Origin of the sequence: Rhizobium esperanzae, assembly GCF_014197615.1 — a bacterium.
In the GTDB taxonomy this organism is placed as follows: Bacteria; Pseudomonadota; Alphaproteobacteria; order Rhizobiales; family Rhizobiaceae; genus Rhizobium; species Rhizobium esperanzae_A.
The window spans coordinates 334524-347633 of sequence record NZ_JACIFY010000003.1 but is presented as its reverse complement, the minus strand read 5'-3'; the positions used below and the strand labels follow the sequence as shown (position 1 = coordinate 347633).

Genomic DNA, 13110 nt, shown 5'->3' with positions numbered 1-13110 from the left:
GGGTCATTTGTGAGCCGGGGCATTGCCTGGAAGGAGAAGCTGCAGCGTCTGTTCCTCCGTTCGTCGTGCCTCGCCTCTCAGCCAGGTCCGGAGTTTCTGGACGGCCGGCTTGCTGCGTTTACTCTTCGGGTAGACAAGATAGTACCGCCATGGTGACGGGATCGCCACCTTATGAAGCGGAACGAGCCGTCCTGACTGAAGTTCCTCCATCACCATGAACGGCGGCATAAGGATTGCGCCGAGGCCGGAATTGGCAGCCTCGATTCCCATCTGATACTGTTCGAAACGCGGCCCGGTGTTCGGATGGGGATGGTCGATGCCTACGTCCTTGAACCATTCGCGCCAGGCGGTGGGGCGATGAAGATGCTGGATCAGCGTCAGATCCACCAGCAGACGAGCGTCGGCCGGCGTACCGCTCTTCAAGAGGGCGGGAGAGCACATAGGCACGAGAACCTCGTCCATGATGCGTTCCGACATACTGCCTGGCCATGCCTCGCTGCCGTAATGAATGGCCGCGTCGATTGCGCTCCCTTCGAAGTCGAACTGGCCATTGCGTCCCGTCACACTGATCTCGATCGTCGGATTCTGCTTCAAGAAGCGCACAAGGCGCGGCGCCAGCCATCGCCCGCCGAGACTTGGGAGTGTCGCGATGTTGAGCGTCTCCGAGGTTCGATTATAGGTCGACAGGCGGAGCGTGGCTGCAGCAAGCTCGCTCAGGATGCTGGACACCTCCTCCAGATAGGCGGCACCAGATTCCGTCAGCACGAGCCCGTGTCCCGTGCGTTCGAACAATTGTGTGCCTGTTGCCTCTTCGATCGATCGAACCGCTCGACTGACGCCTCCCTGCGTAATGCCGAGCTCTTCGGCCGCCCGCGAGAAACTTCGGTTATTGGAGGCAGAAACGAAGGCGCGGAGTGCCGTCAGAGACGGAAGGTTTCCTTCCCGATCGATGGCATCTGGCGGTGCTGCCGATTGCATATTTTTACGGTTGGACATTGAGACTTCCTATGACTTTTCCTCATGGAGCCACAACTCTCTCCGTCTTGTCAATTTTCGCCCTGTTCTGAAAAATGGTGCCGGAACGAGAGATCGGAATGCCTGAACTGTCAACGGCGCGGCCTTTCCCCGCACGCATCGGACGTCAATGACTGGAAGTCATAGCCTGGAGAGGAAACATTGCGCAGCACCGTGTGCACCGGCGCGCTCTAGAATCGAAAAGTGCGCCACCGGCTGCATCGGCTCGATACCGACGTGGCCGAAAGTATTTGCCGCCATGAAATTTTTGCCAACATCGCACCAGCGGAATTGATAACATGACATCAATCCTTTTGGAGAATGCCTCCATCCTTGACATCGACCGGGGAGAACTTCTCGATGCCCGCGATGTGCTCGTGGTCGGTGGCAGGATCGCCGAGATCGGCCAGCCGCGGATCGAAGCCTCCGCCGAGCGCGTCATCGATCTTAAGGGCCGGACCCTGATGCCGGGCCTCTGCGATGCTCACGTCCATGTCATCGTTCCGATCAACAGTTTTGCGCAGCTGACCAAGTGGTCGCCCTATTACACGGCGATCCGGGCAATGCCGATCCTGGAGGGCATGTTGATGCGTGGCTTCACGACGGTTCGTGACGCTGGCGGGGCGGATTTCGGGCTGGCGCGCGCCGTCGAGGAAGATCTCATTCCGTCGCCGCGCATCCTCTTCAGCGGCAAGGCGCTTTCGCAGACCGGCGGACATGGCGACATGCGAGGCGCCGGCGAGAACGATTTCGATCGGCACTACTATGTTCCAAGCCTTGGCCGTGTTGTCGATGGGGTCGAGGCAGTCCGGCTTGCAGCCCGCGACGAGTTGCGTCGCGGCGCCCACCAGGTCAAGCTGATGGTCGGCGGCGGCATTGCCTCCTACACGGACCCCGTTACATTCGTTCAGTTCTCGCATGACGAGATCAGGGCGGCGGTCGAAGAGGCCGAGAACGCCGAGACCTATGTCATGGCGCACGCCTATACATGCCGATCGATCCAGCATGCCGTCAAGGCCGGCGTCCGCTCGATCGAGCATGGCAATTTTCTCGACGACGAGACAGCGATCCTGATGCGGGAGCGACAAGCCATCCTGGTTCCCACACTCGCGGCCTACACCACGATGTGGGAGGAGGGGCTCGATGTCGGCATGCCGGCCGAACTGCACGCCAAGATCAAGACCGTGCTCGACGTTGGTCCAGTCGAACTCGAAGTCGCGCAGCGCAACGGCGTCAAGATGGTCTATGGCACGGACCTTATCGGCCCGCTGCATCGCCACCAGTCGCTGGAATTCCGCATTCGCGGTGAAGTCTTGCCGGCCATCGAGGTAATCAGGTCTGCGACAAGCTATGCCGCTGAACTCTTCAACATGGAAGACGAGATCGGCCGGGTCGAGGTCGGGATGCGCGCAGACCTGCTGGTGCTCGAGGGCAATCCCCTGGACGACCTAAACCTCCTTCAGGATGCGAAGCTACTGCAACTGATCATGAAGGACGGCAAAGTCTACCGTGACGCGATGAAGGTCTGAAAGAGAAGATCCGGGACACAGATCGCGGTCTCGGACCTTTGGTATTATCCGGTTATCTCGACGCGGGAACCGTCGGGCGTGACGATCACAGCCTCGTAATAGCCGTCGCCGGTCATTCGCGGGCCCGAAATGAGAATCCCGTCGGCCCTGCACCGTGACGCCATTTCATCGACCGCCTGGGAACTCCCGAGAGAAATGGCGATGTGGTCCCACCCGCACGCTTCGATGTCTTCACCGGCCCCTATCCAAGGCCCGGTCATGAGTTCGATCTCCGCACTCTGGCCCGAAAGCCTGATGAATCTCGAAACAAAACCTTCTCGACGCTTGCTGTGGTAGGCCTCGCCGATCGTGGCGTTGAAATATGTCTTCCAGAACGCAACCTGCCGGTCGAGGTCGGGAGTCCAAAGAGCGACATGAGCAAGATGCAACGTATTTTCCTCTCAAGTTTGACATGGCATCGGTCGTCGGGATGCGCAGTTTCCGCTGTCATGCGGCGCAGGCGCGCCGATTGCATGGCCCTTCGGTAACATTGTCCCGACCGCATCCGTCGATGCGACGTGGTTTCCCTTTGAGACGCAATCGCCAAGGATGTAAAATAGCGAAATGTGTTTTCCTGTTGCCCTGCGTTATCGAGACCAACGCAGTTTTATTTTGGCGAAGTTTCAACTGCCGAACGAGGCAAATCCTCGGAGGCCAACGTGATGCGATTTTGCATGTACACGCCCCGCTTGGCCTTCAGGCGCATTGCCCCGTGATCCGCACCTCGCGACCATGGCAGCGGCAACTCCCGGCCCTAGCGATCCAGGCCCAGGGTTAGCGAACATTTTTGAGCGCCGATGCGACCGACCAGCGTGCACGCAAGGCGAGCTGCGATAAATGACTGCAACGGAAATGCGCTGGCCTAGCAGACCCTCATCGCTCCTGTAGAAAGCCCCACGACGAGTTCGGATTGTATCAAGGGATCGATTGATGCGGCTCCGCCCGGCTCGATCAGGCTGCGAACGGCTTCTAGGGTTCGGCGTGCAAGTACCTCGATGTTCGGTCTGCATACCGTAAGAGAATGATTGGCCATTTCCGCGCTCATTTTTCCGCTCTCGTCGTAGGCAATGATGGAAACATCCTCACCGATGCTCATTCGATGTTTAGAAGCATGCATTTCAACCTCCCGAGCGAGAGCATTGTTCGGGCAAAAAAAGCATGTTGGTTGTTCATGGGTCGCCGCATCCCAGTTCCGCCGAGCTGGCTCCAGTTCGATGCTAAAGGACGCATTCCGCGTGGCACCGAAGTGCGCCAGCGCCCGCCTTGCTCCGGCGAGGTAGAGCTGCATCCGGTCGGACTTGTCGTCGACGAGTACCAATCGGCGGTGGCCGATCTGGAACAGGAATTTCGCCGCCGCATAGGCAGTTTGCTCGTGGTCGATGTCGACCCACAACAGCTCTGTGCCCAAGACGGGCCGTCTTCCAACGCAAGCGATCGGCACCGGCCAGTCACCGGGCACTGGCAAATCCTGCGGATTGAGAAGCAGGGCGGCATCGATCATGCCCCTCAAAGAGAGTTTTCTTGCCTCCCTCAGCCCGCCGTCGCGCCCGGACACGATGAGTACGAAATGCAGACCGTAGACGCTGCCGGCCGTTACCAGCGACCGCAGAAGCACGGTTTCGAGACCGTGATCCGACTGCTCCGGGTCCGGACTCCATATGAGCCCAACGGCATCGGCACGCCCGCCAGCCAACCGACGGGCATGCTGGCTTGGTCGATAGCCGGCCGCGGACGCCGCCTGCATGACGCGCAGCCTTGTTGGCTCGGCCACCTCCGGATAGCCGTTCAGCGCCCGGCTGATCGTGGTTTGCGACAGGCCGAGCAGATTGGAAAGTTCTTTCAGATTCACGTGCCTATGCTGCGATCGCGGGCGAAGACCGCTCGATCACAAACTCCTCTACCGAATGCCTAAGACGCAGGCATTCCTGCGCCAAAACCTGACTTGCCGCGTTGGTTTCCTCCACCATGGCGGCATTTCGCTGGGTGATTGTATCCATCTGCGAAAGCGCGGCATTGACTTCCGAAACGCTGATCCACTGATCCTTAGTTGCCTGTGCAATTGATGCCACATCGCTTCGAATTGCTGCCACTTGGTCGATGATGGTAGACAGGGCCGAGCTTGTCTTTTCCACCAGGAGAGCCCCATCGTGCACCTCGGCCGCGGAGCCACGGATCAGGCTCTTGATCTCCTGGGCTGCTTCGGCAGAGCGTTGCGACAATTCCCGCACCTCCTGAGCAACGACCGAGAATCCCTTGCCGGCCTCTCCGGCCCTGGCCGCTTCGATACCCGCATTAAGCGCGAGCAGGTTGGTTTGGAACGCGATATCGTCGATGACCTCGATAATACTGTTGATTTTGCTCGATGCCGCTTCGATCCTGCGCATCGCATCGACCGTATCGGAGACAACCTGTGCGGAGGAGTTTGCGTTCCGATTCGTCACCTCGACGGCTCTGTCGGCGCGCGCGGCGATCGCTGCCGACGCTTCGACGGTCCTGCCGATCGTTCCCATTGTCGCGACGGTTTCTTCCAGCGAACAGGCCTGCTGCTCGGTGCGGTGGGCAAGTTCGATAGATGCTTTCGACAACTGGCTGCTATTTGCCTGCATCGCTATAGCGTTTTGGCGGATAGAGGCGAGGCTTTCGTTGAGTTTTTCGACCGACGAATTAAAGTCCATCCGCAAAGTTTCAAGGCTTCCGACGAATGGGCGCTCGATCCTTTGTGAGAGGTCACCGGCCGCCAGATTGGCAAGCGCCGTGCCAAGGACCTTGACCGCCTCGCCGATCTGGTCCTGCACGGCCTGTCGTTCTTCCTCGTTTGCGGCTCTTTCCGCATCTGCCAGCTGGCGCGTGCGAAAGGCTTCTTCTTCTGCGGTTAGTTTAGAAATCGCATTGCTCTTGAAGACGGCTAGTGCACGCGCCATGGCTCCGATCTCATCGCGGCGCTCGCCGCCGCATACTTTCGTATCGATCCTGCCTTCGGCGAGCTGGTGCATTGCCTGCGTGATGGCGGCGATGGGCCGCCGCAGGGTCCAAACAAGTCCGAAGCCGGCCCCGAGAGCTATCAGCGCTCCGATCGCCATGGCGGTTACTGAGATCGAATTTGCCAGCGAGGTCTGACTGTCAGCTGCCACCTTCTGACCCTCGGCGAAGGCCCGCAGGTCATCCCATGCTCGGTCGACGAGGATACCAGCTCCGTCGAAAGCTTCGCTTCGCTTGGCGTTGACCTGGATGAGCGCCTTCGTGTCCTGTTCCATGCCGTTCATGATCTGCAGCAGATCTCCCGAAACTTGTTCGAGCGTCTCCTGGCCACGGCCGACCGCACGCAAGACTTGCATGTCATTCTGGGCCGTGTCGAACCGCTTCATCAGGTCCAGCCTGTTTTCGTTCGTCGCCGATCCGAGGAAGCTCGTCGCTGAAAGCTGGACCCCATGGAGTGACGACTGAAGCTTTGCAACGCTCTTGGTGATGGCCTCCAGGCTCTTACCGGTCTTCTGTGCGAGCTTAAGTTGGCCAGCGAGCGCAGTGAGCTCTCCGAGAGTCTCGTCAGCAGACGACCCCGCCCGCGCCGACGCGATCGCGTCGTTCAACAGCCCGTCGATGGGCGCTTTGTCGGCGTTGGCTTGTTTGCTAAGAGCGCGAATGCTCGTATCGATTCGTTCCTCCATAGCAGTTAGCTGATCGATATTCGTCGCTATGGTGGAGCGGAGATTTTGTTCCGAGCCATAAATCTGCCAGAGCAATGCGATGCCGCCGCTGATACGATCAGTCTTCTCGCGCGCACTTGAAAGAAGGCTTGTGTCCTCCTTCTGGGTCATTGCCGAGGCGACAGCGTCAAGCGCAGCCACCTGATCAGCAAGACGAGCTGCAACCGCGTCCTTGTTGTCGGCAGTCGTTCTGCGCAGGAAGGACGTCATATCAGCATAGGTATCCTTGAACCCTGTCAACGCGTCCAAGATGTCGCTTGACACGCTCAGCCGCGAACTCAGCATCCCCGATGAATAATGACCAATGGCACCGACACCGCCGATTGTTGCAAGCAGAGGGACTAGGAACAGGATTACCTTCGTCTGGATGCTAAAGCGCGACAAGAATGCTTCCATAAAATTTCCCCCACGGTCTCTTGGGCAGCTAGGTAATAAGCGATCAGCGGTTCACAGAGCGATGCCCGCAAGTAAACGTATACTCTCGACCAATGATTAAATTTTGGTGATCTAAAGAAACGCCATTTTTTGTCCAGAATTTGCTGTGAATTGGGGTTGTGACCGGCTGTGCTCACTTTCCCACGTCAGAAAACGTTCCCGCGGGTGGGCAAGTGAAGGTCCTGCGCATGTCGTCGGGGAACGCAGAGCGGAGAGGCGACAATGTGCTCCGGCGCCGACCAGAGTGGCGGGGTTTGGTCGAGCGCTGACTCGGTGGACTGGTCGCCGCGGGGGACCGGCGAACTGTGTCGCCCGGCCGCTTCGGCCCGCCGCGACCATCGCCCATGTTGACGGTAAACGTTTTCAAATGGCACCGAAAATGCCTTGGCACCAATCGACTTTCGCGGATATTAAGGTGCTTCATCCGAAGTAGCTTTGGTAGGTAAATTGAGCTCAAATTCCTCCGCCCCGCATTCAGGTGATCTCCTCGTCATCGAGCGCCGGATGCAGATAAAAGATCTGATCGCGACAGCGGGCCGAGTATCATCGCGTGAGTTGGCATCGCTTTTCTGCGTTTCCGAAGATACGATCCGACGCGACCTGCGCGCCCTCAATCGGGCCGGTGCGGCGTTCAAGGTTTATGGTGGAGCGGTGCGTACCCGCGAGGCCGAGATGCCGCCTTTGTCTGCGCCACCCACTGCTGCGGGCATCCTCGTCGGTGCCGCGATCAGGCTCATCGGCCCGAACCAAAGCATCTACCTCGACGAGAGCGCCGAGGCCGCCGCCGTCGCTGGCGCGCTATCGCCTGCGTTGAACTTGACAATCACCACGAATAGCAGCTGCGTGCTTGGCATGCTGAATGCGCAGACTCGCGAAGTGATATTTTTGGGAGGCCTGTACGATTTCAAGCGCTCCGCGACTTTCGGCAGCGCAGCGATCTCGCTGGCACGTAACCTCCATTTTGACGTTCTTGTCCTCGGCGACTGCCTCGTTGACATAGACTGCGGCCTTGTAAGTACGAATTTCCATATGGCCGAGCTCAAATCCGTTGTCGCCGAACGGTCGAACGCCATCACTTTGCTGACAACAGGCGCTGTGCTGGGCAGTGCGCCGTTTATGGTCGCCCCAGTGAACAAGATTAAAAACATCATCAGCACGCATGCACCGGATGAACGCGTACTTGGCGCACTAGCTGACCAAGGGGGCAGGTGGGAAACCGTTTGACGACGATCGCCGAACGTGCTCTCGGTCCCAATAAGGCGATGGGCCGTAGACGTTTACCAGGTAATCTATGAACACCCGGACCTTCGAAGGAAGGAAATGGCGGCTAGGATAGACCGCAGATACGGTGATGTTGTGCGAACCTTCGACTTCGGGAAGCACGCGAACAAGCCTGCCGGTACGCAGTTCCTCGCCAACATCCCAGGTCGACCTGAGAGCGATTCCGATCCCTGCGATTGCCGCCTCCCGCACAACCTCGCTCGAGTTCGTGATCAAGGCGCCTTCAGGTCGTACAACGAAACCGCCGCTCGGTCCGACCAGTTTCCACGGATCGCCGTTTTGGGAGGGAAGACAATGATGGCTTTGTAGATCGGCAATCGTCATCGGAGCACCATTTGCCGCGATATAGTCAGGGGACGCGCAGAGAATCCTGCGCACAGGTGCTAGGCGACGTGCAATGAGGCTGGAATCACTCAATTCGCCAACGCGGATTGCCAGATCATAGCCCTCCACGATTAGATTCGAAAAGCCATCATTCAGCGTTAGCTCGACGACGACGTTCGGATGTCCGTCCATAAATCCCTTCAGATGCGGAGCAACGTGCATTCTACCGAAAGATGTCGGAGCCGATAGCCGCAACATGCCACTCAAATCCGAAGCTCGGCCGGAAATGTAAAACTCTGCCTCTTCAATCCCCGCCAATATATTGATGACGCGCTCGTAAAAACCACGTCCGGCTTCCGTCAACGTCATCTGCCGCGTCGTTCGCTGCAGAAGCCTCGCTCCGAGCCGGTCTTCCAGCCGTTTGATGCGCTTGGACACGACTGCAGGCGAGAAGCCCAATAACTTGCCCGCTAACGACATCCTACCGGTCGCCACGACTTTTGTGAAAACCTCGAGATCGCCCAGGTTGGTCATGCACAACATTCTTTCCGGAACAGTCATATGTTCTTTAGTGTTTGCGCCAAAGTGAAAAAGATAGTAAACGTTTTCTCGCACAAAGAGGAGCGCTTTTTGCGCTGGGGAAATGTCACAAGCATTTATTTCTTTCTTGCCGCCCAAACAGCATATCCTGGCTAGGCGAGAGACGATTATCGCGGATCTTGAACTGTTGTTGCCACCGTCTTGTGTGATCAGCGACCAGCGCGAGCTCGTGCCGTTCGAGACGGATGCCTTTATCGCCTACCGGCGACTGCCGCTGGCGGTCGTTCTGCCGGAAACCACCGCGCAGGTATCGAGAGTCGTGGCCTATTGCCAGGCCAACGAGATTCCGATCATTCCGCGCGGGGCAGGGACCTCGCTTTGCGGCGGAGCCATTCCGCAGGAAGATGCCGTCGTTGTCGGCTTGTCGAAAATGTCGAAGATCCTGGAAGTCGATCTCGAAAACCGCACGGCGACCGTCCAGGCCGGCGTGACCAATCTGAATATTTCGAATGCGGTCGCAGGCCACCGTCTATTTTATGCACCCGACCCGAGCTCGCAGCTTGCCTGCACCATCGGCGGCAATATCGGCATGAATTCCGGCGGAGCGCATTGCCTCAAATATGGCGTAACCACGAATAACCTTCTCGGGCTGACCATGGTAATGTTCGACGGGACAATCGTCGAAATCGGTGGAAAGGCGCTCGATGGTGCGGGCTATGACCTTCTCGGGGTCATCTGCGGATCGGAAGGCCAGCTTGGCATCGTTACCGAGGCAACGGTTCGCCTGATCACTTCGCCGGAAGGATCACGTCCTGTCCTGTTCGGCTTCGACACATCCGAACAGGCGGGCTCCTGTGTCGCGGGCATCATCGCGGCAGGCATCATTCCGGTCGCCATCGAGTTCATGGACAAGCAAGCGATCGAAATCTGCGAAGCCTTTGCGCATGCCGGCTACCCCATGGATGTCGGTGCCCTTCTGATCATCGAGGTCGAGGGCTCCAATACGGAAATGGACGCTGTCCTTGCTGATATCATCGCCATCGCGCGTCACCATGACGTCAGAGTCATCAGGGAGAGCCAGTCGGCTACGGAGGCCGCGCTGATCTGGAAGGGTCGAAAATCGGCTTTCGGTGCAACCGGGCGTATTGCAGATTACATTTGCATGGATGGCACTGTGCCGCTCGGCCAACTCTCCCATGTTCTTAAGAAGACGTCCGAAATCATCGATCGGTTTGGGCTTCGCGTCGCCAACGTCTTTCACGCCGGCGACGGTAATATGCATCCATTGATCCTGTACAACATCAATGACCCCGAAGATGCTGCTCGAGCGGAAGAGGCGGGAAACGAGATCCTCAAGCTTTGTGTCGATGCTGGCGGCTGCTTGACCGGTGAGCATGGCGTTGGTCTCGAAAAGCGCGACCTCATGCGTCATCAGTTCGCCGATGCCGACCTCAAGCAGCAGATGGCCGTCCGCCAGGCCTTCGATCCTGCGTGGATCCTCAATCCTTCGAAGGTCTTTCCCTTGGAATGCCGAGACCTCGCATGATCCTTTCTCCTGCATCCGAAGACGAAGCACGCGAGCTGGTGCGCGCGCGTGCGGCCAGCCGTTCTCCTTTCCGGATCATCGGTGCCAACACGCGCTCGGCGATCGATCTGAGCGAGGGTGACGTTCTCGCCACGACAAAGCTTACCGGCATTGTCGATTACGACCCTTCGGAAATGGTAATGACCGCCAGAGCCGGCACCGCGCTTGCCGACATCGAGGCAGTCGTATCGGAAAAAGGCCAATTTCTGGCCTTTGAGCCGATCGATCTCGGTCCCGTCATGGGGACGACAGGCAGATCCACCATCGGGGGAGTGATGGCGACCAACAGCTCGGGGCCGGCACGCTTCGTCAACGGCGCGGCGCGCGATCATCTCCTTGGTCTTCGCTTTATCAATGGGGCCGGCGAGATCATACGCGCTGGAGGGCGCGTCATGAAGAATGTGACAGGCCTCGATCTTCCAAAATTGCTTGCCGGATCGCGTGGAGAACTCGGGCTGATTACCGAGGTCACGTTCAAGGTGCTCCCGAGACCGCAGACCTCCTCGACCCTCGTTCTTTCCTGTGACGACGATGCACATGCAGCAAAGGCAATGGCGGCCGCCCTTCGACTGCCGCTGTCAGTATCGGGCGCAGCATTCGTCCCCGGCAATCTTGCAGGTCGTGTCATGATCGGGAACTTGCCGGAGGAGGGCGCCGTTCTCCTTCGCATGGAAGGTTTGTCCGCGTCTGTGAAAGAGCGGGCCGAAAAGATGCGCGCTGCGATGACGCCGTACGGTCATGTCGCTATCGCTGATCACGAAGCCAGTATCACCATGTGGAACGCAATCCGTCATGCGATCCCCTTTTCCGGCGACCGCAAGTCATTCCTCTGGCGAATCTCCCTGCCGGCGATGTCGGCTCATCGTTTTGTCGCCGCCATTCGTCGAGAAGTAAAACCAAACGTCTTCTACGATTGGCAGGGCTCTCTGGTCTGGATGGAGACAAGCGAAGGGCTCGACGCTCAACTAGTTCGGACGGAAATCGCCAAGGCGGGCGGCGGGCATGCTGTTCTGGTGAGGGCGAGATCACGCTTGGATAGTCGTTCCTTCGATCCTCCGAGCCTGCCTTTGCTGGCGCTCTCCCAGCGGATCAAGGCCGCGCTCGACCCGCAGACTATCTTCAACCCCACATTTTGACGAGCCACTGAGCGATGCGCACCAATTTCAGCGTCGAGCAACTATCAGATCCGGCAGTCGCCGAGTCGGAAGCTATTGTCCGCAAATGCGTCCACTGCGGCTTTTGCACGGCAACCTGTCCAACCTATGTGACACTCGGCAACGAACTCGACAGTCCACGCGGACGCATCTACCTTATAAAGGACATGCTTGAAAACGGCCGCGCAGCTGACGAGAAAACCGTCACGCATATTGACCGCTGCCTTTCCTGCCTTGCCTGCACGACCACCTGTCCCTCCGGTGTCGATTACATGCATCTTATCGATCACGCCCGAATACATATCGAAAAAACCTACCGTCGGCCCATCTTCAGCCGCCTGCTGCGTAGCCTTGTCGCTGCCATTCTTCCCTATCCCGGCCGATTCCGCGTCGCGCTGGCAATGGCCAAGTTTGCTCTTCCGCTCAGCGGTTTGTTCGACCGAATAGGCCCGTTAAAGCCGGTCGCCGCAATGTTGCGGCTTGCCACTGTTCCCAGGCGGAGCCGCTCGGCCTACCAACCGCCGGTGCGCGAGGTGATACCGACACGCGCCAAGGCAAGGGTCGCTATTCTTTCCGGTTGCGCCCAGTCGATCCTCGACCCCGGCATCAATATCGCGACCGCCTCGCTTCTCCAACGCCTGGAGATCGAACTGGCCTGGCCGAAAGGCGAGGGCTGCTGCGGAGCACTTGTCCATCACATGGGTAGGGAAGAAGCAGCCCTCGACGCGGCCCGCGGGAACATCGAAACATGGACGAATGAGATCGAAGCGAGGGGTCTCGACGCCATCATCGTGACGGCGTCCGGATGTGGCACGACCATCAAGGATTACGGCCACATGCTGCGCCACGACACCGCTTACGCAGGCAAGGCAGCACGGATATCCGTGCTCGCCAAGGATATTACAGAGTTTCTGGCGAGTCTGGATCTTCCGAAGGCCGATCCGAAGAACCTCACCGTCGCCTATCATTCCGCCTGTTCCATGCAGCACGGCCAAAAGATCGTCGCGGCGCCGAAAATCCTGCTGAAGCAGGCTGGATTTGAGGTCCGTGAACCGGCGGAGGGACATTTGTGCTGCGGCTCGGCCGGAACGTACAATATTTTTCAGCCGGACATATCCGCCTCGCTGAAGGCGCGAAAGGTCAAGAACATCGAGGCGACAGGCCCCGACGTCATCGCCACGGGTAATATTGGCTGCATGACCCAATTGCGAAGCGGAACCGATATTCCGCTCGTTCACACAGTCGAACTGCTGAACTGGGCCTATGGGGGACAGGTACCACCTGCACTTGCCAAGCTGTCATCCACGACGACCTAGCTGCTGTTGGTGATTGCTGCCGCTCAAATCCCGCGCCGGGATTGTCTGATAATCATCGCTATGCCGATGAGTTAAGCCTACTGCGCCGAAGAGATTGCCTTCATCAAGCGTGGCCTGCGCCAAACGCATGCCTCTAATGCATAGCAATGCATTCAAATTAGGCGGAAAAATGCCTATATCTTCATCAAC

At 58.4% G+C, this 13110-nt stretch carries 10 protein-coding genes; 5 read left to right on the top strand and 5 right to left on the bottom strand.

Annotated elements, in window-relative coordinates; translation table 11 throughout:
• Positions 1–3 precede the first annotated feature (3 nt).
• Positions 4–996, bottom strand: a complete 993-nt coding sequence (locus tag GGD57_RS06385) for a LysR family transcriptional regulator (protein WP_184467946.1) — start codon at positions 994–996, stop codon at positions 4–6.
• A 317-nt stretch (positions 997–1313) separates the two neighbouring features.
• Between GGD57_RS06385 and GGD57_RS06380 the strand changes: the two genes are divergently transcribed.
• The gene (locus tag GGD57_RS06380) at positions 1314–2543 is read left to right on the top strand and encodes a metal-dependent hydrolase family protein (protein WP_184467944.1); all 1230 of its coding nucleotides are present in this window, start codon (positions 1314–1316) and stop codon (positions 2541–2543) included.
• 44 nt (positions 2544–2587) lie between these two features.
• On the opposite strand, the gene GGD57_RS06375 is transcribed toward GGD57_RS06380, so the two are convergent.
• From GGD57_RS06375 to GGD57_RS06365, 3 genes are all read right to left on the bottom strand, one after another.
• Positions 2588–2971 carry a VOC family protein gene (locus GGD57_RS06375; protein WP_184467942.1) on the bottom strand — a complete coding sequence of 128 codons (384 nt, stop codon included), beginning with the start codon at positions 2969–2971 and terminating at the stop codon, positions 2588–2590.
• 473 nt (positions 2972–3444) lie between these two features.
• Entirely contained in the window at positions 3445–4431 is a 987-nt protein-coding gene (locus tag GGD57_RS06370; protein ID WP_184467940.1) for a substrate-binding domain-containing protein, read from the bottom strand.
• A 4-nt stretch (positions 4432–4435) separates the two neighbouring features.
• On the bottom strand, positions 4436–6682 hold the full coding sequence (locus GGD57_RS06365) for a methyl-accepting chemotaxis protein (protein ID WP_184467938.1): 2247 nt from the start codon (positions 6680–6682) through the stop codon (positions 4436–4438).
• A 486-nt stretch (positions 6683–7168) separates the two neighbouring features.
• Between GGD57_RS06365 and GGD57_RS06360 the strand changes: the two genes are divergently transcribed.
• Positions 7169–7945 (top strand): DeoR/GlpR family DNA-binding transcription regulator, encoded by a 777-nt coding sequence (locus GGD57_RS06360; RefSeq protein ID WP_184467936.1) that lies wholly within the window; start codon positions 7169–7171, stop codon positions 7943–7945.
• Here GGD57_RS06360 and GGD57_RS06355 read toward each other — a convergent pair.
• On the bottom strand, positions 7910–8860 hold the full coding sequence (locus GGD57_RS06355) for a LysR family transcriptional regulator (RefSeq protein ID WP_184468036.1): 951 nt from the start codon (positions 8858–8860) through the stop codon (positions 7910–7912). The genes GGD57_RS06360 and GGD57_RS06355 overlap by 36 nt on opposite strands.
• Positions 8861–8969: 109 nt before the next feature.
• Here GGD57_RS06355 and GGD57_RS06350 point away from each other — a divergent pair, with 109 nt between their 5' ends.
• The 3 genes from GGD57_RS06350 to glcF are packed head-to-tail and all read left to right on the top strand — an operon-like array spanning position 8970 to position 12921.
• Positions 8970–10412: an FAD-binding oxidoreductase gene (locus tag GGD57_RS06350; protein WP_184467934.1), complete on the top strand. Its 1443-nt coding sequence runs from the start codon at positions 8970–8972 to the stop codon at positions 10410–10412.
• On the top strand, positions 10409–11587 hold the full coding sequence (gene glcE, locus GGD57_RS06345) for a glycolate oxidase subunit GlcE (RefSeq protein ID WP_184467932.1): 1179 nt from the start codon (positions 10409–10411) through the stop codon (positions 11585–11587). The genes GGD57_RS06350 and glcE overlap by 4 nt, the downstream gene beginning before the upstream one ends.
• Positions 11588–11601: 14 nt before the next feature.
• On the top strand, positions 11602–12921 hold the full coding sequence (gene glcF, locus GGD57_RS06340) for a glycolate oxidase subunit GlcF (protein ID WP_184467930.1): 1320 nt from the start codon (positions 11602–11604) through the stop codon (positions 12919–12921).
• The last annotated feature ends 189 nt before the right edge of the window (positions 12922–13110 follow it).